This is a genomic window from Stenotrophomonas sp. 3diitr2024 (assembly GCF_042136455.1).
GTDB lineage: Bacteria > Pseudomonadota > Gammaproteobacteria > Xanthomonadales > Xanthomonadaceae > Stenotrophomonas > Stenotrophomonas sepilia.
In genome coordinates this window covers 1-21,059 of sequence record NZ_JBHHMJ010000072.1, presented here as the reverse complement: position 1 = coordinate 21,059, position 21,059 = coordinate 1, and the positions used below count along the sequence as shown (strand labels likewise).

Sequence of the window (21,059 nt, the reverse complement as noted above, 5' to 3'; positions counted from 1 at the left end):
GGCGCCGGTCCAGGTGCCCACCGAAGCGGTGATGGCCTTGAACGAGCCATCGGCGTTGACGCTGTCCTTGACCGAGGTCAGGGTGACGTTCCCAGAATCGTTTCAGCGTCGCCAAAGCAACCACTTTCATTCGGATATCCTAGTCCCAATTTGGGATATAAGCAACCGTGTCATCTCCATCAGCGGCCGATGTATCCGTGCCGCCACATCCAGCCAGCCGCGCTGGACGGCCTCGGCCAGCGGTGCGTCCAGCACGCTGCGTGGCAGCCCGGTACGCGACTCGAAATCGCGCAGGCCGAAACCTTCGTGCAGGCGCAGCAGGTTGAGCATGTACTCGAACGGCAGCCGCTCCGGCGCGATCACGTCGTCACCACCGAACGAGGCCGGGGTGCCCGCGCTGTCCAGGTAGGCCTGCGGGTGCTTCAGCTTCCAGCGGCGCAGCACGTGTTCTTCGGCACCCGAGCTGATCTTGCCGTGCGCGCCAGCACCGATGCCCAGGTAGTCACCGAAACGCCAGTAGTTCAGGTTGTGCGCACTCTGGCGGCCAGGGCGTGCGTAGGCGCTGACTTCGTACTGGTTGAAACCGGCCTGCGCCAGCAGCGTCTGGCAGTGCTCCTGCATGTCCCAGGCGTTGTCTTCATCGGGAATGCCCTGCGGCGGCCGCGCGAAGAACACCGTGTTCGGTTCCAGGGTCAGCTGGTAGTGCGAGATATGGGCCGGTTGCAGTGCAAATGCGCGTTCCAGATCGGCCTCGGCACCGGCCAGGGTCTGTTCCGGCAGCGCGTACATCAGGTCGATGTTGAAGTTGTCGTAGCCCGCGTCCTGCGCCATCTTCACCGCGCGCTCGGCTTCGCCACTGTCGTGGATGCGGCCCAGACGCTTGAGCATGGCATCGTCGAAACTCTGGATGCCGAAACTGAGGCGATTCACCCCGGCCGCGCGGTAGCGGTCGAAGCGGCCATGTTCGGCGGTGCCCGGGTTGGTTTCCAGGGTGATTTCGGCATTGGGCGCGAAGCGCAGGCGTGCGCTGGCCTGCTGCAGGAAACGGTCGATCGCTTCCGGCGGGAACAGGCTGGGGGTGCCGCCGCCGAAGAACACGCTGTGCACCACCCGGCCCCAGACCAGCGGCAGGTCCTGGTCCAGGTCACGCAGCAGCGCGTCGATGTAGGCGTCGAACGGCAGCTCGCCCTTGGCCTGGTGCGAATTGAAATCGCAGTAGGGGCATTTGCGCACGCACCACGGCAGGTGCACGTACAGCGACAGCGGTGGTGGCACCAGCCGCGGCGGGCTGTCGTGGTCAGCGGAGCAGGCTTCGCCCGGCAGGTGGTTGCAGTGGTCGTGGTCGTGCGGCATGGGCTTGTTCGGTAGTGCCGGCCACTGGCCGGCTTCCCTGGTTCGATCGGGTGGCGTCAGTACAGCGTCGCCAGCTGCTGCTTGAGCTGGTGCAGGGCAATGGCACGGTGGCTGATGGCATTCTTCAGTGCCGGCTCCATTTCCGCGGCGGTCAGGCCGTGGGTGGTGTCCAGGAATACCGGGTTGTAGCCAAAACCATTCGTGCCACGCAGCTCGCGGATGATCTGTCCTTCCCAGCGGCCTTCGCAGATCAACGGCTGCGGGTCGGTGGCGTGGCGCAGCAGCACGATCACCGCATAGAAGCGGGCGCTGCGCTGGCCGTCGGGAATGTCGGCCATCGCGTCCAGCAGCTTGGCGTTGTTGGCCGCCGCGTTGGTCGGGTGGCCGGCATAGCGCGCGCTGTACAGGCCGGGCGCGCCGCCGAGTGCGTCGACGATCAGGCCCGAATCATCGGCCAGTGCCGGCAGGCCGGTCGCTTCGCAGGCCGCGCGTGCCTTCAGCAGCGCATTCTCGACGAAGGTCAGGCCGGTCTCTTCCACGTCGCCCAGGCCCAGTTCGGCGGCCGAGGTGATCTGCAGCGGCAGGTCGGCGAGGATCTCCTGCATCTCCACCAGCTTGCCGGCGTTGTGGCTGGCCAGTACCAGTTTCTTCATTGACGGGGCTCCAGCAGGTCCCAGGTGTTGCCATACAGATCGCGGAACACCGCGACCGTTGCATAGGGTTCTTCGCGCGGCGCTTCCAGGAACTCGACTCCCGCGGCAAGCATCGCCGCGTGGTCGCGGTGGAAGTCGTCGGTGTTGAGGAAGAAGGCGACGCGGCCACCGGTCTGGTTGCCGATGCGGCTGCGCTGCGCCTCGTCGCTGGCACGGGCCAGCAGCAGGGCGGCGGCGCTGCCGTCGGTCGGGCCGACCACCACCCAGCGCTTGTGGCCCTGGTCGATGTCCTCCAGCAGTGCGAAGCCGAGCTTGCCGGTGTACCAGGCAATGGCTTCGTCATAGTCGGCCACCACCAGGGTGGTCAGGGCAAGGCGCCGGTTCATGCCGACAGCGCCGCCTGCTGCGCGGCCAGCAGCTCGGCCACGCCCTTTTCGGCCAGGCCCAGCAGCGCGTCCAGTTCATCGCGACGGAAGGCGTGGCCTTCGGCGGTGCCCTGCAGTTCGATGAAGCCACCACCGTCGTTCATCACCACGTTCATGTCGGTGTCGCAGTCGCTGTCTTCGGCGTAGTCCAGGTCCAGCACCGGGGTGCTGCGGTACACGCCCACCGACACCGCGGCCACCGCGCCCAGGATCGGGTTGCGCTTGATGTCGCCACGCTTCATCAGCACGTTCACCGCATCGACCAGGGCCACGTAGGCGCCGGTGATGGCGGCGGTGCGGGTGCCACCATCGGCCTGCAGCACGTCGCAGTCCAGGGTGATGGTGCGCTCGCCCAGCGCGTTGCGGTCCACGCACGCGCGCAGGCTGCGGCCGATCAGGCGCTGGATCTCCAGCGTGCGGCCGCCCTGCTTGCCGCGGGCCGCTTCGCGATCACTGCGGGTATGGGTGGCGCGCGGCAGCATGCCGTACTCGGCGGTGACCCAGCCTTCGCCCTTGCCGCGCAGGAAGCCCGGCACGCGGTTCTCGACGCTGGCGGTGCACAGCACGCGGGTTTCACCGAAGCACACCAGCACCGACCCTTCGGCGTGGCGGGTGAAGCCGCGTTGGATGACGACCGGGCGGAGCTGGTCGGGCTGGCGGCCGCTGGGGCGGGAGTCGGACATGGTGCGGGTTCCGTAATGGCGAGGGAGTACGCCGCCACGCCCGCGGCCTTCACGGGGCGGGCAAGGGGGCTCTGGTGAGGGCGCTAGGGTACCATTCCCCCTTTGCACGCACCGGACACATTCCATGATTCGAAGCATGACCGCCTATGCCGGCGGCGAGCGGGTCACCCCGTGGGGCACGCTGGGCTGCGAGCTGCGCTCGGTCAACCACCGCTTCCTGGAGGTCGGCACCCGCCTGCCCGAGGAACTGCGGGCGCTGGAACCGCAGCTGCGCGAGCGCATCGCCGCGCGCCTGAGCCGCGGCAAGCTGGATCTGGTGATGCGCCTGCGTGCGCCGGAAGCAGCGGCCAACCTGCAGGTGGACGAGGCCCTGCTGGGCCAGCTCGGCCGCCTGGCGCACCGGCTGACCTCCGATTTCCCCAACCTGCAGGTCAGCTTCACCGAGCTGCTGCAGCTGCCCGGCGTGACCCGTGGCGAGGCCACCGATGCCGCGGCCCTGCAGGCCGAGGCACTGGCCCTGCTGGACCAGGTGCTGGACGGCTTCGTCGAGGCGCGTGAACGCGAAGGCGGCAAGTTGTCGGCGGCCATCAGTGAGCGCGTGGACGGCATCGAACGCATCGCCACCGAAGTGCGCACCTTGATTCCGGCCATTCGCGACGGCCAGCGCGCCAAGCTGGCTGCACGCCTGGCCGACCTGCCGCACCCGGTCGACCCCGGCCGCGCCGAGCAGGAACTGGTGCTGTGGCTGCAGAAGCTGGACGTGGATGAGGAGCTGGATCGCCTCGGCAGCCACATTGTCGAGATCCGCCGCGTGCTCAGGCAGCGCGAGCCGGTCGGCCGCCGCCTGGACTTCCTGCTGCAGGAGTTCAACCGCGAAGCCAATACGCTGGGCTCGAAGTCGGTGGACAGCCGTACGTCCAATGCCGCGGTGGAGCTGAAGGTGCTGATCGACCAGATCCGCGAACAGGTGCAGAACATCGAGTGATGTTGCATCCAGCATTACAGCAGGGGCGCCTTCGGGCGCCCTTCTCATTACAGCGTCTCAGCGGACGCTGACACCCGGCAGGCCCGCGCTCAATCGCCCCACGACGGCTGCCTGGCCGAACCCTGCGTCGTGGAAGCAGGCCAGCACCGCGTCCACCGCTTCCGGGGCGCAGGACACCAGCAGCCCACCGCTGGTCTGTGGGTCGGTCAGCAGCGGCTGCCAGTGTGCCGGCAACCCATCGGCGAAACGCACCTCCGCACCATACGAGGCCCAGTTGCGGTTGGACGCGCCGGTCAAGCAGCCGCGCTGCAGCAGCTCCAGGGCCTGAGGCAGCAGCGGCACCTGTGCGCTGTCCACCTCCGCAGCGACACCACTGGCGCGACACACTTCCAGCAGGTGGCCGAGCAGGCCGAAACCGGTGACATCGGTCATCGCGTGCACACCGTCCAGCGCGGCCAGGGGCACGCCCACGGTGTTCAGGCGGGTGGTCGACGCGATCATCTGCTGGTAGCCGTCGGCGTCCAGCACTTCTTTCTTCAGCGCCGACGAATACACGCCCACGCCCAACGGCTTGCCCAGCACCAGCACATCGCCGGCGCGGGCATCGGCATTGCGCCTGAGCCGCTGCGGGTCGAGCACGCCGATCGCGGCCAGGCCATAGATGGGTTCCACCGAATCGATGCTGTGGCCTCCAGCGACCACGATGCCGGCTTCGGCGCAGGCACGCTCGCCGCCCTGCAGGATGCCGCGGATGGTCTCCTGCGGCAGCGTGTTGATCGGCATGCCGACGATGGCCAGCGCGAACAATGGTCGTGCCCCCATCGCGTACAGGTCCGACAGCGCGTTGGTGGCGGCGATGCGGCCGAAGTCGAACGGGTCGTCGACAATCGGCATGAAGAAATCGGTGGTGGCGACGATTGCCTGGCGGTCATCGAGGCGGTACACCGCGGCGTCGTCGCTGGTCTCGCGGCCGACCAGCAGTTCGGCCGGTGCCGGAAGCGCTGGCACGCCACGCAGCAGTTCGGACAGCACGCCCGGCGCGATCTTGCAGCCGCAGCCGCCGCCGTGTGCCAGCGAAGTCAGTCGTTGCGGGGCATCGGCCGTTGAAGGGGCGGGGGACTGCGCGTGCGTGGCCATGCCGACATCTCCTGCGGAAACACCAATGGCGGAAGGCAGCAGGAGTCGAACCTACCAGGGAACGATCGACGCCCCCTACTGGGTTTGAAGCCCAGCCGCATGCCCGGATGCGCATGCCTTCCGAAAGTACGGCGGCACCGGTGGGCTCAGTCGCGGGCTGCGTTCCACTGCAGGTCGCCGCGCGGCCGATGCTGGTCACCGACGCGTCGAGTGTAGCCAACGCGGTTGAAGAACTCCAAGATCTGGATGCTGCGCTTGCGGCCCAGGCCGATGGCATCGCGGAAGGTGGCCGCATCCACCGTGCCGGTGGCCTGCGACAGCTGCGCGACGATCGCGGCCAGCTCGGCAATGCGGGCCGGTGCATAGAACAGGTCCGGCACTACCTGGAACAGTTCGCCACGCGCGGTAGCGCGGCGCAGGACGGCGCGGACCTCGTCTTCGGCCAGACCAACGTCGGTGGCCAGCGTGCGCACCCACGGTGGATCGAAGCGACCGGCGTGCAGCTGCGGCAGCACGCGTTCGAGCAGAAGTCGTTCGCGTTCCGGTGGCGCATGGTCATGGCCGGGCAGGCGCCACCAGGCGCCCACGCGCTGCACGCTGCCGTCGTCCAGCAGGCCCTGCAGCAGGGCATTCCACAGGCTCGCTGCAAGCGCGGGCAGCGTACTGCGCTGCAGGCGCCCGCTATCAACACCGGGCTCGTCCGGACGTCGCTCGTGCCAGCTGCGCAGCGACGTGATCACCTGTTCGCGAAGCGCCTGCCAGTGCGAGGCAAGGATGACCACCGTGTCTTCGCGGGTGACGATGCGCCGCGTGCCCGCGGGAAGTTCGATCCGGTCGGCCGCGCGCCGGCAGTAGCGTTGCAGGGCGGCCATGGCTATGCCGAAGGAAGCCTGCTGCAACAGCGGGCCGATTCCCGCACCTGTGGCCAGCTGCTCCAGTGCGCCCAGCCAGGCGAGCCGTGCCTGGCTGCGCCGGCGCCGCTGTGGCGGGTCCGGATCGAGCACGATGCCACCACCCAGCGTGCGGATGGCCGCTGAATCACGGGCGATGAAGCGATCACCGCACATCGCGCAGACCGGTGCATCGAACACCAGTTGCACCAACTGTCCGTCGCCGTGATCGACGTCCTCCAGCAGCACCACATGGGCCTGCCGGTGCATCGTGCCCCAGTGGATGTGCAGCGGCGCCCAGTCGCGCAACGGTGTTGCCAGTGCGGAAAGCCGCAGGCGTACGTCGACGCGACGGGTCGCCAGCAGGGCGCGCGGGTCGGCGATCCAGTCGCCACGGTGGATGTCGTCGCGGGCGATGGCAGCCAGGTTCAACGCACAGCGCTGCCCGGCCATGGCGTGTTCGCTGGCTTGGTTCTGCGCGTGGATGCTGCGTACGCGCACGTCAGTGGCGGCCGGCATCAGCTGCAGATGCTCACCCATGGCAGCGATGCCGCCGTGCACTGCGCCGGTCACCAGCGTGCCGTGGCCGGCCAGCGAGAACACGCGGTCCACCGGCATGCGGAACAGCTCGCTGCGCAGTTCGGCCTGGCGCGTGTTGGCGTTGTCCGACGCCCACGCGTGCAGCTGGGTACGCAGCGCGTTGATGCCAGAATCGTCTGGTGCGGTGCTGTTGCAGGCGAATACGGGGGAATCCTGCAGCGGCGTTCCGGCCAACAGCGCGGCGATCTCGATCTCGACCCGGGCCAGGCGCGCCGCATCCACACGGTCGATCTTGGTCAGGGCTACCGCGCCGCGGTCCACGCCCAGCAGTTGCAGGATTGCCAGGTGCTCGCGGGTCTGCGGCATTACACCGTCGTCGGCGGCGATCACCAGCAGGGCGACATCGATGCCGGTGGCGCCGGCCACCATCGTGTGCACGAAGCGTTCATGGCCCGGCGCATCGACGAAGCCCAGCGTCGCTTCGGCACTCCCGCCGCCTGTGCTTTCCACCGGGACATAGGCATAGCCCAGCTCGATGGAGATACCGCGCGTGCGTTCTTCCTGCAGGCGATCGGTTTCGATGCCGGTCAGTGCGCGCACCAGGCTGGTCTTGCCATGGTCGATATGCCCGGCGGTGCCGACGATCATGCCTGCAGCGTGCTCCATTGCGCGAGGAAGGCGGCTTCGTCGGTGGGTTCCAGGCAGCGCAGGTCCAGCCACAGCGCGTCATCGGCAATGCGGCCCAGCACCGGCCGCGGCAGCTGGCGCAAGCGCTTGGCCAAGCGATCCAGCCCGCCGCGGCGCGCGCTGGTAACGCGCAGTCCGGCGCTTGCCAGCTGCGCCTGCGGCTGCGCGCCGCTGCCGATCTGGCTGTACATCGAGGCCCGTTCAAGCGCGTAGCCGGCGGTCAGCGACGCGCGCATCGGCTGCAGCAGGCGGTGTGCCTGCTCATCGATGTCATCCCGCAGGCGCGAAAGGCTGCGCAGGGTCGGCAGCCGCAGTGCCAGCCGTTCCGGTTCGCGGTACAGGGCCAGCACGGCTTCCAGTGCGGCCAGGCCCATCTTGTCCATGCGCAGCGCCCGCTTGAGCGGGTTGCGGTTGATCCGTGCGATCAGGTCGGCGCGGCCGGCGATGATGCCGGCCTGTGGCCCGCCCAGCAGCTTGTCGCCACTGAATGAGACCAGGTCGGCACCGGCCGCCAGTGTTTCCTGCACGGTCGGCTCGTGCGGCAGGCCGAAGGCCGCCAGATCGCACAGGCTGCCACTGCCCAGGTCCACCACCAGCGGCAGGCCGTGCTCGTGCGCGATCGCAGCCATCGCCGCAGTGTCGACCTTGGCAGTGAAGCCGGTGATCGCGTAGTTGCTGGCATGCACTTCCATCAGCAACGCGGTACGTGCGCCGATGGCATGGGCGAAGTCGGCCGGGTGGGTACGGTTGGTGGTGCCCACTTCCAGCAGTCGCGCGCCGGCGCTGCGCATCACATCGGGAATGCGGAAGGCACCGCCGATCTCCACCAGTTCGCCGCGCGACACCACCACCTCGCGGCGGTTGGCCAGGCTGTTGAGCAGCAGCAGGACCGCCGCCGCATTGTTGTTGACCACGGTGGCGGCTTCGGCGCCGGTCAGTTCGCAGACCAGCGCCTGCACCCGTGCATCGCGGTCGCCGCGGCGGCCGCGGATGATGTCGAATTCCAGATCGACAGGCGCTGTCATTGCGCGGGTGACCGCCTGCACGGCGGCATCGGGCAACAGCGCGCGGCCCAGGTTGGTGTGCAGCACGGTGCCGGTCAGGTTGAACATCGGCTGCAGCTCCAGGCGTGCGTCGGCCGCCAGTGCGGCGCCGAGCGCCGCGACCAGCGACGGGCCGTTGATGGCCTGTTCGAGGCGTTCGGCCGAGAGCTGCGCGGCGCTGATACGGTCGCGTAGTTCCTGCAGGTGCGCGCGCAGCAGTTGGGTGATGCGGCTGCGGCCGTGGCGTTCGATCATGTCCGACAACGCAGGCAGGCGCAGCAGCCGGTCCAGCGAAGGCAGGGCGGCGGCCGATGCCGGCGTGGCGTGCGTGCGTGGCATAGGTCAGTCGCCGTCGGATTGCCACAGCAGCGGGTTCTGGCTGGCGCGCGCATAGCCTTCCTCGGCCAGCAGCAGGTCCAGCGCCAGCGTGCCGAGGTCATCGGCCACCGGCTCCAGTGACGGATCTTTCTCCAAGTACAGGATCTTGCGATAGCTGTGGCAGTGGTCGCAGGTCTCGGCGCGCACCGCACTCTCGCGCACCGCCTCGCCGCTGTCACCGTCCACCTCGGCCAAGGCGCGATAGGCAATGTCCTTGCCGGCGGCGCCGCACTGGCTGCACTGCACGCGCACGTAATGCCACTGGCAGGCACACAGCGAGCACGACAGGTAGCGATAGGCGGCGTAGGGCGGGCGCGCCTGCACCACGCTGGCCACCGGCAGCGTGCCACAGAGCGGGCATAACCCTGGCGCATCGGCCAGCGGCTTCAGGTCGGTCGGATGGAAGCTGGCGGCGAGCACCGCCCAGTACACCTGCAGCGCGTTCATCACCAGCAGCGCAGCGACGGCGTCGACCGAGGGCGCGTCATCGCGTTCCAGCACCGCATGCGCCTGTGCATCCAGCCACGCATCATCAGCGGCGGCGACGCGCTGTAGTTCCTGCCGGGTTTCCACAGGCAGCCCGGTTTCGTCGGCACAGTGCCGGCACAGGGTGCGCAGCCAGTCGCGCCAGCGCCCATCCAGTTGCAGTGTGTTGGCCGGCCGCAACGGCATGCCGGCGCTAGCCGCCGCGCTCGACTGCTGCGCGCGCGCCTGTGCCTGAAGCCCCTCGCGTTGCTGCGGCGTCAACTCATCCAGCAGCGCCTGCTGTGCATCGGCCAGCGCCGCCAGCAGCTGCAGGTAGCCACCGATGGCACTGTGCGCGGCCAGGCTGCGCAGGCGTGCCGCGCGCGTAGCGAACAGTGACCCGGTATCAGGCAGGATGATGCGCGGCACATCGCGCGAGGCGAGCGTCTCGATCTCACCGGGTTCAAGGATGCGTTGCGCCATGCAGGGCCAGCCAGAAGAACCAGGCTCCATCCTCGCTGTTGTCGGCGCTGGCGTCCAGCGTGTTGCCGGCCATTTGAAAGGTTGGGGTCAGATCCGTTTTCCACAGGAAAACGGTTCTGACCCCATCGGTTGGTTGAAAGTGGATCCCGAGCGTTGGTCGGGATTCGATCAGTGCCGACCAACGGTCGGCACCCACCGACAGATCGCGGCCAACTGTCGGCGGCTGGGCCGGGCCCCGGAGGGGTACTTGCAGCGTCTCCCGCAACCGGATCCACCCCGCCATCCCACGGATAGCCGCTGTTGCTGTTGCCTTGGCTTGAAGCAGGTGCAGGGCCGCAGGCCCTGCAGCTACCCCTGTTCCCGCCGCCCGCGCAGGATGTCCCGGAACCACTGTCGGTGGTGCTTGTACGCCCACCCATAGGTCACCTTGCCCTGGGTCATCGCCCGCACCGACCCCTTGATCCAGATCGCCGCATAGATGTGCACCACGATCGCGCAGATCAGCACCCAGCCGAACAACGCATGGGCGAGCACCGAGAAGCGGATCACCCCGATCGGGAAAAAATGGCTGAAGTACTGCCGCCAGATCACGAAGCCGGTCAGCAGCAGTGCCGACAGGCAGCCGATGATGGCCCAGAACAGCAGCTTCTGGCCGGCATTGAAGCGACCGACCGGCGGCAGCTTTTCATCCTCGTTGCGCAGTACATCGCGCATGCCCCGTATCCACGCGCGGTCGTCGGCGGTCGGCAGATTGTCGCGCCACATGCGCAACGCCAGCAGCGCAAAGCCCACCACCATGGCCAGGCCGATGAACGGATGCAGGATGCGCGTCCACGGTCCGCCACCGAACAGCTGGGTCAGCGGGAACAGGGCAGGGTGGAACAACGCCAGCCCGGACAGCGCGGTCAGCACGAAGCAGATCGCCACGATCCAGTGGTTGATGCGGGTCGGCGCGCGGTAACGGATGATCTGCCGCGGGTGCGGGGCGTACTTCATGGCCGCTGCTCCTCTTCGATCTTCTTCGCCTCGTGCTCGGCTTGTTCTTCTTCCTCGTCATTGACCGTGTTGCGGCCGATGCCGATGTAGTGCAGGAAGCCAGCAAAGGCCGTGGCGGCGATCGCCAGCACGCCCAGCGGCTTGGCTACGCCCTTCCAGACTTCCACCATCGGGCTGATGCGCGGGTCCTTGGGCAGGTCGGCGTAGAGCTCGGGCTTGTCCACATGCTGCAGCACGTACATCACGTGGGTACCGCCGACGCCCTGCGGGTCGTACAGGCCGGCGTTTTCATAGCCGCGTGATTTCAGGTCTTCCACGCGTCCGGCGGCGTGCTCGGTCATCGCCTGTTTGCTGCCGAAGGTGATCGCCCCGGTCGGGCAGGTCTTCACACAGGCCGGCTCCTGGCCGACCGCCACCCGGTCCGAACACAGCGTGCACTTGTAGGCCTTGTGGTCCTTCTTGGAGATGCGCGGTACGTCGAACGGGCAGCCGGTCACGCAGTAGCCGCAGCCGATGCAGTTCTCTTCCTGGAAGTCGACGATGCCGTTGGCGTACTGGATGATCGCGCCGGGCGACGGGCAGGCCTTCAGGCAGCCCGGGTCGCTGCAGTGCATGCAGCCCTCCTTCCGGATCAGCCACTCCAGCTTGCCCTTCTCGTCCTCGTACTCGCGGAACTTCATCACCGTCCACGACTGTTCGCTCAGGTCGGGCGGGTTGTCATAGCTGCCAACGCAGCTGCCCACTTCGTCGCGCAGGTCGTTCCATTCCATGCAGGCGACCTGGCAGGCCTTGCAGCCGATGCACTTGCTCACATCGATCAGCTTGGCGACCTGGCCGGTGTGCGCGCCCCGCGCCTCCGGCGAGGGCGTGGTGGTGGCCGAGCGGCGGATGATGTCCAGCGATTGCAGTGGCATGGCGTGTCTCCTACACCTTCTCGACCTTGACCAGGATGCACTTCGACTCGGGCGTCTGCGAGTTGCCGTCACCGATGGCATTGGTCAGCGTATTGGCGATATATCCGGGCTTGGCCGCACCGAGGAAGCCCCAGTGGATCGGCACGCCCACCTGGTGCACGGTCTTTCCTTCGATCTGCAGGGCCTTGATCCGCTTGGTCACCATCGCAACGGCTTCGATATGGCCACGCTTGGAACTCACGCGCACGCGGCTGCCGTTGGTGATGCCCAGCTCGTCGGCCAATGCCGCACCGATCTCGACGAACTGCTCGGGCTGGATGATGGCGTTGAGCTTGCCGTGCTTGGTCCAGAAGTGGAAATGCTCGGTCAGGCGGTAGGTGGTGGCCACATGCGGGAACTCGTCCGGCGAACCGATCTGTGCACGGTCGCTGGCGAACACGCGTGCCGCGGGGTTGTTCAGCGTCAGGGCCTGGCCGGGGCTGAGCGGATTGCTGCGCAGCGGGGTATCGAACGGTTCGTAGTGCTCCGGGAATGGGCCTTCGGCCATGCCGGCCTTGGCGAAGAAGCGGGCGATGCCTTCCGGGTTCATGATGAACGGGCCCATCCCGCCGGCAGGATCTTCGTCGGCCTTGAAGTCCGGCACGTCCACGTTGCCCCAGTTCTTGCCGTTCCAGGCCAGCAGCGTGCGGCGTGGATCGAACGGTTGGCCAGCCACGTCGCACGAGGCGCGGTTGTACATCACGCGGCGGTTGGCCGGCCACGCCCAGGCCCAGCCCAGCGTGTTGCCGATGCCTGTCGGGTCACTGTTGTCACGCCGCGCCATCATGTTGCCGGTCGGGCCCCAGGCGCCGATGTAGATCCAGCAGCCGGAGGACGTGCTGCCATCGTCGCGCAGCTCGCCGAACGCGGCCAGCTGCTCGCCGGCCTTGCGCACCAGCCTGGTCGGGTCCTTCGGATCGAACACGTCGGCCAGCGCCTTGCCGTTGTATTCCATCGCCAGTTCTTCCGGCGTCGGCAGCTCCGGGTTGGAATACTTCCAGGCCAGGTCGCGTACCGGCTCCCACCACGCACCGCCATCCTTCTCGTACATCGCTTTGATGCGATGGAACAGCTCGGACATGATCTCGATGTCGCTGCGCGCTTCGCCCGGCGGGTTGGCCCCCTTCCAGTGCCACTGCAGCCAGCGCGAGGAATTCACCACCGCACCGTTCTCCTCGGCGAAGGAAGTGGTGGGCAGGCGGAACACTTCGGTCTGGATCGTGCTCGGGTCGACGTCGTTCAGTGCGCCGTGGTTCTGCCAGAAGGCGATGGTCTCGGTTTCCAGCGGATCCATGCTGACCATGAACTTCAGCTTGGAGAACGCACTGATCAGCTTGCCCTTGTTCGGCGCCGAGGCCAGAGGATTGAAGCCCTGGCAGATGTAGCCGTGGATCTTGCCCTCGTTCATCAGCTCGTACGCCTGCAGCATGTCGTACGGCTTGTCGAGCTTGGGCAGGTAATCGAAGCACCAGTTGTTGTCGGCGGTGGCGGCATCGCCCCACCACGATTTCATCAAGCTGACGTGGAACTTCGGGTAGTTCTGCCAGAACGACATCTGGTTGGCGCGCAGGGGCTTCTGCGTGCGCTTGGCGATGTAGGCGTTGTAGTCCTGCTCATCCTGTTTTGGCAGCGTCAGGTAGCCGGGCAGCAGGTCGGACATCAGGCCGATGTCGGTCAGGCCCTGGATGTTGGAGTGCCCGCGCAGCGCGTTCATGCCGCCACCGGCCACGCCGATGTTGCCCAGCAGCAGCTGCACCATGGTGCCGGCACGCACGTTCTGTGCGCCGATCGAGTGCTGCGTCCAGCCCAGCGCGTACAGGATGGTCATCGCCTTGTCCTTGCCGGCGGTGGACGCGATCATGTCCCACACCTGGCGGATGCTGTCGGCCGGCGTGCCGCAGATGCGCTCGACCATCTCCACGGTGTAACGCGCGTAGTGTTGTTTCAGCAGGTTGTAGACGCAGCGCGGATCCTTCAGCGTCGGGTCGCTGCGCACGAATCCATCGTCACCGTAGGCATAGTCCCAGCTGGAACGGTCGTAGCTGCGCTTTTCTTCGTTGTAGCCCGAATACAGGCCGTCCTTGAAGGCGAACTCGTCCTTCACCAGGAACGACATGTCGGTGTAGTTCAGCACGTACTCGTGCTGGATGCGGTCCTCGGTCAGCAGGTAGTTGATCAGGCCGCCCAGGAACACGATGTCGGTACCGGTGCGGATCGGCGCGTACACATCGGCAACCGCGGCCGAGCGGTTGAAGCGCGGATCGACCACGATCAGCCGGGCCTTGTTGTGGGCCTTGGCCTCGGTCACCCATTTGAACCCGCACGGATGCGCCTCGGCGGCGTTGCCACCCATGATCAGGATCAGGTCGGCATTCTTGATGTCGACCCAGTGATTCGTCATCGCACCACGGCCTAGCGTCGGGGCAAGACCTGCCACCGTCGGGCCGTGTCAGACACGTGCCTGGTTGTCGAATGCCAGCATGCCGAGGGAGCGGACGACCTTGTGGGTCAGCACCGCGGTTTCATTGCTGGTGGCCGAGGCCGCCAGCATGCCAGTGGTCAGCCAGCGGTTGACCGTCTGCCCGGCTTCGTTCTTCTGCACGAAGTTGGCATCGCGGTCTTCCTTCATCAGCCGCGCGATGCGGTCCAGCGCATCGTCCCAGCTCAGCCGCTTCCACTCGTTCGAGCCCGGCGCGCGGTACTCGGGGTAGAGCAGGCGCGACTTGCTGTGGATGATGTCGGCCAGGCCGGCACCCTTCGGGCACAGCGTGCCGCGGTTGACCGGATGGTCCGGGTCGCCCTCGATGTGGAAGATGCTCGGCTCGGCGTTCTTGGCGCCATCGCCGAGGCTGTACATCAGGATGCCGCAGGCCACCGAACAGTAGGTACAGGTGTTGCGGGTCTCGGTCGCGCGGGTCAGCTTGTATTGCCTGACCTCCGCGAGCGCGATGCCGGGCGCGAAGCCCATCAGTGCCAGGCTGGAGCCGACCAGGGTTGTCCCGGTCACTTTCAGGAACTGGCGGCGGCTCATCGATGGCATGCCGTTCTCCTGGGATGGCGGGGAGGCGCAGGCCTCCGGGCTGTCGTTGGGTACGGGCCGGTTATAGCACAGGCCCCCGGATGCCCATGTGGCACAAGGCGCGGCGCCTGCCGGACGGGCCCGGAAAGGGCCTGCTCTGGTAAAGTTGCGTGCCCGCCCCCTGGGGAAGCGTCTGCCGGGCCTGGTTCCAGGATGTTCCGCGCAGCCCCCGCCGTCCTGGCGCGATCCTCCGCGCCGGATCTGGAACACCGAGGAAAAATTTTGCGAAATCAACCAATTGGGTTCCGCGCATGAGCGCCCCGTCGAAGCCGTCGGACGCCGTTGCGCGCGGCACGCTGTACATCGTGGCCGCCCCGTCCGGCGCCGGCAAGAGCAGCATCGTCAATGCCACCCTGGCCCGTGACCCGCAGATCGCCCTGTCGATCTCCTTCACCTCGCGCGCGATGCGCCCCGGTGAGGTGAACGGCCAGCATTACCACTTCGTCAGTGCCGAGAAGTTCGAGCAGATGATCGCCGCCGGCGACTTCTTCGAGCACGCCTGGGTGCACGGCGACTGGAAGGGCACGGCCCGGCAGTCGGTGGAGCCGCAGCTGGCCGCCGGCCAGGATGTGCTGCTGGAGATCGACTGGCAGGGCGCGCAGCAGGTGCGCCAGCTGGTGCCGGGCACGGTCACCGTGTTCATCCTGCCGCCGTCCAAGCAGGCCTTGCAGGACCGCATGCGCAAGCGCGGCCAGGACAGCGAGGCGGTCATCGCCCAGCGCCTGGGCGCGGCCCGCGATGAAATGCTGCACTTCAACGAGTTCGACTACGTCATCGTCAACGAGGTGTTCGACACTGCCGTGGACGAGCTGTGCGCCATCTTCACTGCCAGCCGCCTGCGCCGGGAGGCCCAGAAGGTCCGCCACGCCGGCCTGATCCAGGCGCTGCTGACCCCCGATCCGGGTGCAACTGACTGATTCCAAAAGAATCGGGTAGGGGTTGGCTTGATTTTGTCCAGCCCCTGCCAGTACACTCCGTCCCCTTTCCCTCATTCGACTGAGCGGCCGACCGGTCGCCGGGAGCCCGTATGGCCCGCATCACCGTAGAAGATTGCCTGGAAGTCGTTAACAACCGTTTCGAACTGGTCATGATGGCTTCCAAGCGTGCCCGTCAGCTCGCCAACGGCGTGCAGGCCACGCTGGACAACAGCGAGACCGAGGACAAGCCGACCGTGCTGGCGCTGCGCGAAATCGCCGCCCGCAAGATCGACAACGCCCTGATCGACGAAGTCGAGAAGGCCGAGCGTGAGCGCGCCGAGCGCGAAGCGCTGGAGTGGGCTGCCGCCGAAGTGGTCGCCGACGAAGACATGTCCAAGAACGACGATTGATCGCATCGATCAACGTAATCGTTGGATACACCGAACAGCCCGCCCCGTGCGGGCTGTTTCGCATTCAGGATTTGCCGTAAACGTCGCGCTGGAATAGGCTTCGGGCATGAACCCAGGCCCCACTGCCAAGGTCGCCGCAGCCCCCACTGCCGCCGTACCCGACTACGTCCTCCAGCTCGAACGCGCCGCCCATTACCTGCCGCCGGAACAGCTGCCGCTGTTGCGCCGTGCCTGGGAAGTCGGGGCCTCCGCGCACGCTGGGCAGACGCGCAAGTCGGGCGAGCCCTATATCACCCATCCGGTGGCCGTGGCCCAGGTGCTGGCCGAACTCGGCCTGGACGTGGAAGCGCTGATCGCCGCGATCCTGCACGACACCATCGAAGACACCCCGCTGACCCGCGAAGCGCTGGCCGCCGAGTTCGGCGAAGCCGTGGCCGAACTGGTCGACGGTGTCACCAAGCTGGACAAGCTGAAGTTCCGTGACCGCCAGGAGGCGGCCGCCGAGAGCTTCCGCAAGATGCTGCTGGCGATGTCGCGCGACCTGCGCGTGATCATGATCAAGCTGGCCGACCGCCTGCACAACATGCGCACGCTGGGCGCGCAGAGCCGCGAAGCGCGTGGCCGCATCGCCCGCGAGACGCTGGAGATCTACGCGCCCATCGCCCAGCGCCTGGGCATGAGCCTGGTCAAGAGCGAGCTGCAGAACCTGGGGTTCAAGGCGCTCTACCCATGGCGCCACGCCATCATCGAAAAACACATCCGCAGCCAGCCGGTGGTGCGCCGCGAAGCGATGGCGCAGGTGGAAGTGCAGCTGTCGCAGCGCCTGGCCAAGGAGGGCATCGAGCATCGGCTGATCAGCCGCATCAAGACCCCGTGGAGCATCTACAACAAGATGCGCGACGAGAACAAATCCTTCGACCAGGTGATGGATGTGTTCGGCTTCCGCCTGGTCGTGCGCAGCGTGCCCAGCTGCTATCACGCGCTGGGCTCGGTGCACGCCACCTTCAAGCCGCTGGATGGGCGCTTCCGCGATTTCATCGCCATTCCCAAGGCCAACGGTTACCAGTCGCTGCACACCGTGCTGTTCGGGCCGTATGGCTCGCCGATCGAAGTGCAGATCCGTACCGAGGAAATGGACCTGATCGCCGAACGCGGCGTGGCCGCGCACTGGACCTACAAGTTCGGCGGCGATTCGCCCAACAGCGCACAGAGCCGTGCCCACGCGTGGATCGTCGAGCTGATCGACTCGCAGCGCGCCGCCGGTTCCTCGCTGGAATTCCTCGACAACGTCAAGGTCGACCTGTTCCCTGACGAGGTCTACCTGTTCACCCCGAAGGGCAAGATCCTGGCCCTGCCGCGCAACTCCACCGCGCTCGATTTCGCCTACGCCGTGCATACCGACGTGGGCAACATGGCGGTGGCTTCGCGCGTGGACAAGAAACTGGTGCCGCTGCGCACCAAGCTGGTGTCGGGCCAGTCGGTGGAGATCATCACCGCGCGCTCGGCCACGCCGAAACCGCAGTGGCTGGAATTCGTGGTGACCAGCAAGGCACGCACCGCTATCCGCCACCAGCTCAAGCAGCTGGAGCACGAAGATGCCGTGCAGCTCGGCCATCGCATGCTCGACCGCGCGCTGGAAGCGATGGATTCGTCGCTGGAGCGCCTGCCGAAAGGCCGCCTGGATGCGTTCCTGGCCGAACACCGGTTCCCGCGCCTGGAAGCGCTGCTGGCCGAGGTCGCACTGGGCAACTGGATGCCGACTCAGGCCGCGCAGGCGCTGATGGCCTACGCCGAACTGCGTGGCGGCCCGCATTCGCGCCACCACTCGCAGGAGAAGATCCTGATCAACGGCAGCGAGCGCGGCGTGGTCACCTTCGCCGGCTGCTGCCAGCCGATTCCCGGCGACGAGATCATGGGCTACCACACCGCCGGCAAGGGCATCGTGGTGCACCGCATGGACTGCCCGAACCTGGCCGAGCTGCGCAAGTCGCCCGAGCGCTGGGTGCCGATTGGCTGGGACACCACCGTCTCCGGCGACTACGACACCTCGCTGGTGGTGGAAGTGGAGAACGGCACCGGCGTGCTGGCGCAGCTGGCCGCCGCCATCGCACAGAGCCATTCCAACATCGAACGCGTGGACTACCTGGACCGCGACTTCAACGCCGCCGTGCTGGCGTTCAACATCCAGGTGCGCGACCGCAACCACCTGGCCGAAGTGATGCGCCGCCTGCGCCGCCTGTCGGTCGTGCAATCGGTACGCCGCCAATAACCCTGCTTCGGATCCGGGGTCGGATCCCTCTCCAACGGAGAGGGCTCTGACCCCATCATGCACGGGGTCAGAGCCGTTTCCCGCCAGGAAACGGATCCGACCCCGGCCGATGCCGCGCCCAGCCGGTACAATCACCGCTCTGTTTTCCCCCAAGCACCGGAGCGACCCATGTCCCGCCAGATCATCAACACCGAAAAGGCCCCCGCCGCCATCGGCCCGTACTCGCAGGCCGTGCGCGCCGGCAACACCGTGTACTTCTCCGGCCAGATCCCGCTTGACCCGGCCACCGGCGACATCGTCGGCGCCGGTGACGTCGAAGCACAGGCCCGCCGCGCCTTCGACAACCTCAAGGCCGTGGCCGAAGCGGCGGGTGGCTCGCTGGACAAGGTCGTGCGCCTGGGCCTGTACCTGACCGACCTGGGCGAGTTCGCCAAGGTCAACGCGGTCATGCAGGACTACTTCCAGGCCCCGTACCCGGCCCGTTCCACCATCGAAGTCTCCGGCCTGCCGAAGGGCGCCAGCTTCGAGGTCGACGCGGTGATGGTCATCGACTGACCGCCACGTGGCACGCAAGGCGGCGGTCACCCCGGTCCTGTCACCGTCCGGCGAAGCATCCCTGGCGATGCTTGCCGGCGTCGGTCCGGGCGTGGCCGCCAAACTGCAGGCACGTGGCCTGGCCACCCTGCAGGATCTCTGGCTTCACCTGCCGCTGCGCTATGAAGACCGGACCCGGCTGACCCGCATCGAAGACCTGCGCAACGGCGTGCCGGCGCAGGTGGAAGGGCGGGTGGTCGCGGTCGAGCGTGGCATGCGCTACCGGCCGATGCTGAAAGTGGCGGTGGAAGACGAAGGGCAGGGCACCCTGGTGCTGCGCTTTTTCCACTTTCGCCAGCAGCAGGTCGGGCAGTTCGCGGTCGGCACCCGGCTGCGCTGCTTCGGCACGCCCAAGCCCGGCCACCTCGGCCTGGAAATCGTCCATCCCAGCTACCAGGTGCTGGGCCGCAACGACGATCCCGAACTCGGCGACCGCCTCGACCCGGTGTATCCCACCGTCGAAGGGGTCGGCCCGATGACCATGCGCAAGCTGATCGGCCAGGCGCTGGACCGCCTGCCCGAGGAAAGCACGCTGGAACTGCTGCCCAACGGTTGGCTCGATGGCCTGGGCCTGCCGCCGCTGCGCAGCGCGCTGCTGACCGTGCACCGGCCACCGCCGGATGCCGATCTGGCCGCGTTGGCGGCTGGTACCCACCCGGCGCAGCGTCGCCTGGCGATGGAAGAACTGCTGGCCCATCACCTCAGCCTGCGTCGCCAGCGTATTGCATTGCAGGCGCACCATGCGCCGCCGCTGGCCGGCCCCGGAAAACTGGCCAAGGCGCTGCTGAAGCAGTTGCCGTTCGCGCTGACCGGCGCGCAGGCACGCGTGTTCAAGCAGATCCGTGAGGACCTTGCGCGGCCCAGCCCGATGCTGCGGCTGGTGCAGGGCGACGTCGGCTCCGGCAAGACGGTGGTGGCCGCGCTGGCCGCCATGCTGGCGGTGGAGCAGGGCAAGCAGGTCGCATTGGCCGCCCCCACCGAGTTGCTGGCCGAGCAGCACCTCAACAATCTGCGTGGCTGGCTGGAACCGCTCGGCGTGCGCATCGCCTGGCTGGCCGGCAAGGTCACCGGCAAGGCGCGCGCCAAAGTGATGGAGCAGGTCGCCAACGGCGAAGCGCAGGTGGTGGTCGGAACCCACGCGCTGATGCAGGAGGCGGTGGTGTTCCAGGACCTGGCGCTGGCCATCGTCGATGAGCAGCACCGCTTCGGCGTGCACCAGCGCTTGGCGCTGCGCGACAAGGGCGCGGACGGCAACAGCGTGCCGCACCAGCTGGTGATGACCGCCACGCCGATTCCGCGCACGCTGGCGATGTCCGAATACGCAGACCTGGATGTATCGGCCATCGACGAACTGCCACCGGGCCGCACCCCTGTGCAGACCGTGGCCTTGAACAATGACCGTCGCCCGGAACTGATCGAGCGCATTGCGCTGGCCTGCCAGGAAGGGCGGCAGGTGTACTGGGTGTGCACGCTCATCGAGGAAAGCGAAGAACTGGATGCCACCCCGGCGCAGGCCACCTACGAATCGCTGCAGGCGCTGCTGCCGGGCGTTCGCGTCGGGCTGGTGCATGGCCGCCTGAAGGCTGCTGAAAAGCTGGCGACGATGGTGGCGTTCAAGGCCGGCGAGATCGACTTGCTGGTCGCGACCACGGTCATCGAAGTGGGTGTGGACGTGCCGAATGCTTCGTTGATGGTGATCGAGAACGCCGAGCGCCTCGGCCTGGCCCAGCTGCACCAGCTGCGTGGCCGCGTGGGCCGCGGTTCGGCGGTGTCGCGCTGCGTGCTGCTGTACCAGGCACCACTCTCGCAGATGGCGCGTGAGCGCCTGCAGACCATGCGCGAAACCAACGATGGTTTCGTCATCGCCGAGAAGGACCTGGAACTGCGCGGCCCCGGCGAACTGCTCGGGACGCGCCAGACCGGCCTGGCCGGTTTCCGCATTGCCGACCTGGCCCGCGACGCTGGCCTGCTGCCCGGCGTGCATGAATTGGCCGAGCGCCTGTTGGCCCAGCAACCGGCCCTGGCTGATCGCGTGGTGCAGCGCTGGATCGGCACCGCTGTGCGTTACGCCTCGGCGTGAGTAGTGGGGTCAGAGCCCTTTGCACAGCAAAGGGCTCTG

General features: G+C 67.3%; 18 protein-coding genes and 1 tRNA gene. 6 read left to right on the top strand and 13 right to left on the bottom strand.

All coding sequences use genetic code 11. The features are described 5' to 3' along the window. Positions 1 to 126 precede the first annotated feature (126 nt). The 4 genes from hemW to rph are packed head-to-tail and all read right to left on the bottom strand — an operon-like array spanning position 127 to position 3,114. Positions 127 to 1,353, bottom strand: a complete 1,227-nt coding sequence (hemW, locus tag ABGA94_RS01695; RefSeq protein ID WP_375366206.1) for a radical SAM family heme chaperone HemW — start codon at positions 1,351 to 1,353, stop codon at positions 127 to 129. A gap of 56 nt (positions 1,354 to 1,409) precedes the next feature. Continuing rightward, positions 1,410 to 2,006, bottom strand: a complete 597-nt coding sequence (rdgB, locus tag ABGA94_RS01690) for an RdgB/HAM1 family non-canonical purine NTP pyrophosphatase (protein WP_005418971.1) — start codon at positions 2,004 to 2,006, stop codon at positions 1,410 to 1,412. Beyond that, the gene (locus ABGA94_RS01685) at positions 2,003 to 2,392 is read right to left on the bottom strand and encodes a VOC family protein (protein WP_005418968.1); all 390 of its coding nucleotides are present in this window, start codon (positions 2,390 to 2,392) and stop codon (positions 2,003 to 2,005) included. The genes rdgB and ABGA94_RS01685 overlap by 4 nt, the downstream gene beginning before the upstream one ends. Continuing rightward, positions 2,389 to 3,114 (bottom strand): ribonuclease PH, encoded by a 726-nt coding sequence (gene rph / locus ABGA94_RS01680; RefSeq protein WP_329842660.1) that lies wholly within the window; start codon positions 3,112 to 3,114, stop codon positions 2,389 to 2,391. The genes ABGA94_RS01685 and rph overlap by 4 nt, the downstream gene beginning before the upstream one ends. Positions 3,115 to 3,238: 124 nt before the next feature. On the opposite strand from rph, the gene ABGA94_RS01675 reads away from it, so the two are divergent. After that, positions 3,239 to 4,099, top strand: a complete 861-nt coding sequence (locus ABGA94_RS01675; protein WP_005418965.1) for a YicC/YloC family endoribonuclease — start codon at positions 3,239 to 3,241, stop codon at positions 4,097 to 4,099. A 57-nt stretch (positions 4,100 to 4,156) separates the two neighbouring features. Here ABGA94_RS01675 and selD read toward each other — a convergent pair whose 3' ends face one another. The 9 genes from selD to fdnG all read right to left on the bottom strand — a co-directional run bounded on the left by selD (position 4,157) and on the right by fdnG (position 14,711). Further along, a complete protein-coding gene (gene selD, locus ABGA94_RS01670; protein ID WP_111174633.1) occupies positions 4,157 to 5,236 on the bottom strand; it encodes a selenide, water dikinase SelD in 1,080 nt (359 codons plus the stop codon). A gap of 26 nt (positions 5,237 to 5,262) precedes the next feature. Further along, positions 5,263 to 5,358 (bottom strand) — tRNA-Sec (locus ABGA94_RS01665). Positions 5,359 to 5,382: 24 nt separating this feature from the next. Further along, positions 5,383 to 7,314, bottom strand: coding sequence for a selenocysteine-specific translation elongation factor (selB, locus tag ABGA94_RS01660; RefSeq protein WP_111128985.1), 1,932 nt, complete (start codon positions 7,312 to 7,314; stop codon positions 5,383 to 5,385). Further along, positions 7,311 to 8,735, bottom strand: coding sequence for an L-seryl-tRNA(Sec) selenium transferase (selA, locus tag ABGA94_RS01655; RefSeq protein ID WP_375366203.1), 1,425 nt, complete (start codon positions 8,733 to 8,735; stop codon positions 7,311 to 7,313). Before selA ends, selB begins: the two co-directional genes overlap by 4 nt. 3 nt (positions 8,736 to 8,738) lie before the next feature. Next, a complete protein-coding gene (gene fdhE, locus ABGA94_RS01650) occupies positions 8,739 to 9,722 on the bottom strand; it encodes a formate dehydrogenase accessory protein FdhE (RefSeq protein ID WP_065179096.1) in 984 nt (327 codons plus the stop codon). Continuing rightward, positions 9,703 to 9,918 (bottom strand): hypothetical protein, encoded by a 216-nt coding sequence (locus ABGA94_RS01645; protein ID WP_134955450.1) that lies wholly within the window; start codon positions 9,916 to 9,918, stop codon positions 9,703 to 9,705. The genes fdhE and ABGA94_RS01645 overlap by 20 nt, the downstream gene beginning before the upstream one ends. Positions 9,919 to 10,070: 152 nt before the next feature. Continuing rightward, positions 10,071 to 10,718 (bottom strand): formate dehydrogenase subunit gamma, encoded by a 648-nt coding sequence (locus tag ABGA94_RS01640; protein ID WP_375366201.1) that lies wholly within the window; start codon positions 10,716 to 10,718, stop codon positions 10,071 to 10,073. Beyond that, positions 10,715 to 11,632 (bottom strand): formate dehydrogenase subunit beta, encoded by a 918-nt coding sequence (gene fdxH / locus ABGA94_RS01635; RefSeq protein WP_053500839.1) that lies wholly within the window; start codon positions 11,630 to 11,632, stop codon positions 10,715 to 10,717. Before fdxH ends, ABGA94_RS01640 begins: the two co-directional genes overlap by 4 nt. 10 nt (positions 11,633 to 11,642) lie before the next feature. Continuing rightward, positions 11,643 to 14,711, bottom strand: coding sequence for a formate dehydrogenase-N subunit alpha (gene fdnG / locus ABGA94_RS01630; protein ID WP_146135723.1), 3,069 nt, complete (start codon positions 14,709 to 14,711; stop codon positions 11,643 to 11,645). Between the two features lie 290 nt (positions 14,712 to 15,001). Between fdnG and gmk the strand changes: the two genes are divergently transcribed. The 5 genes from gmk to recG all read left to right on the top strand — a co-directional run bounded on the left by gmk (position 15,002) and on the right by recG (position 21,020). Continuing rightward, positions 15,002 to 15,667: a guanylate kinase gene (gmk, locus tag ABGA94_RS01625; RefSeq protein ID WP_005410878.1), complete on the top strand. Its 666-nt coding sequence runs from the start codon at positions 15,002 to 15,004 to the stop codon at positions 15,665 to 15,667. Between the two features lie 110 nt (positions 15,668 to 15,777). Beyond that, complete coding sequence (rpoZ, locus tag ABGA94_RS01620; RefSeq protein ID WP_005410877.1) at positions 15,778 to 16,077, top strand: DNA-directed RNA polymerase subunit omega; 300 nt, start codon at positions 15,778 to 15,780, stop codon at positions 16,075 to 16,077. Positions 16,078 to 16,183: 106 nt separating this feature from the next. Next, positions 16,184 to 18,346 (top strand): bifunctional (p)ppGpp synthetase/guanosine-3',5'-bis(diphosphate) 3'-pyrophosphohydrolase, encoded by a 2,163-nt coding sequence (locus tag ABGA94_RS01615; RefSeq protein ID WP_005418955.1) that lies wholly within the window; start codon positions 16,184 to 16,186, stop codon positions 18,344 to 18,346. A gap of 168 nt (positions 18,347 to 18,514) precedes the next feature. Further along, positions 18,515 to 18,901: a RidA family protein gene (locus tag ABGA94_RS01610; protein WP_005418954.1), complete on the top strand. Its 387-nt coding sequence runs from the start codon at positions 18,515 to 18,517 to the stop codon at positions 18,899 to 18,901. 7 nt (positions 18,902 to 18,908) lie between these two features. Next, on the top strand, positions 18,909 to 21,020 hold the full coding sequence (gene recG / locus ABGA94_RS01605) for an ATP-dependent DNA helicase RecG (protein ID WP_375366195.1): 2,112 nt from the start codon (positions 18,909 to 18,911) through the stop codon (positions 21,018 to 21,020). The last annotated feature ends 39 nt before the right edge of the window (positions 21,021 to 21,059 follow it).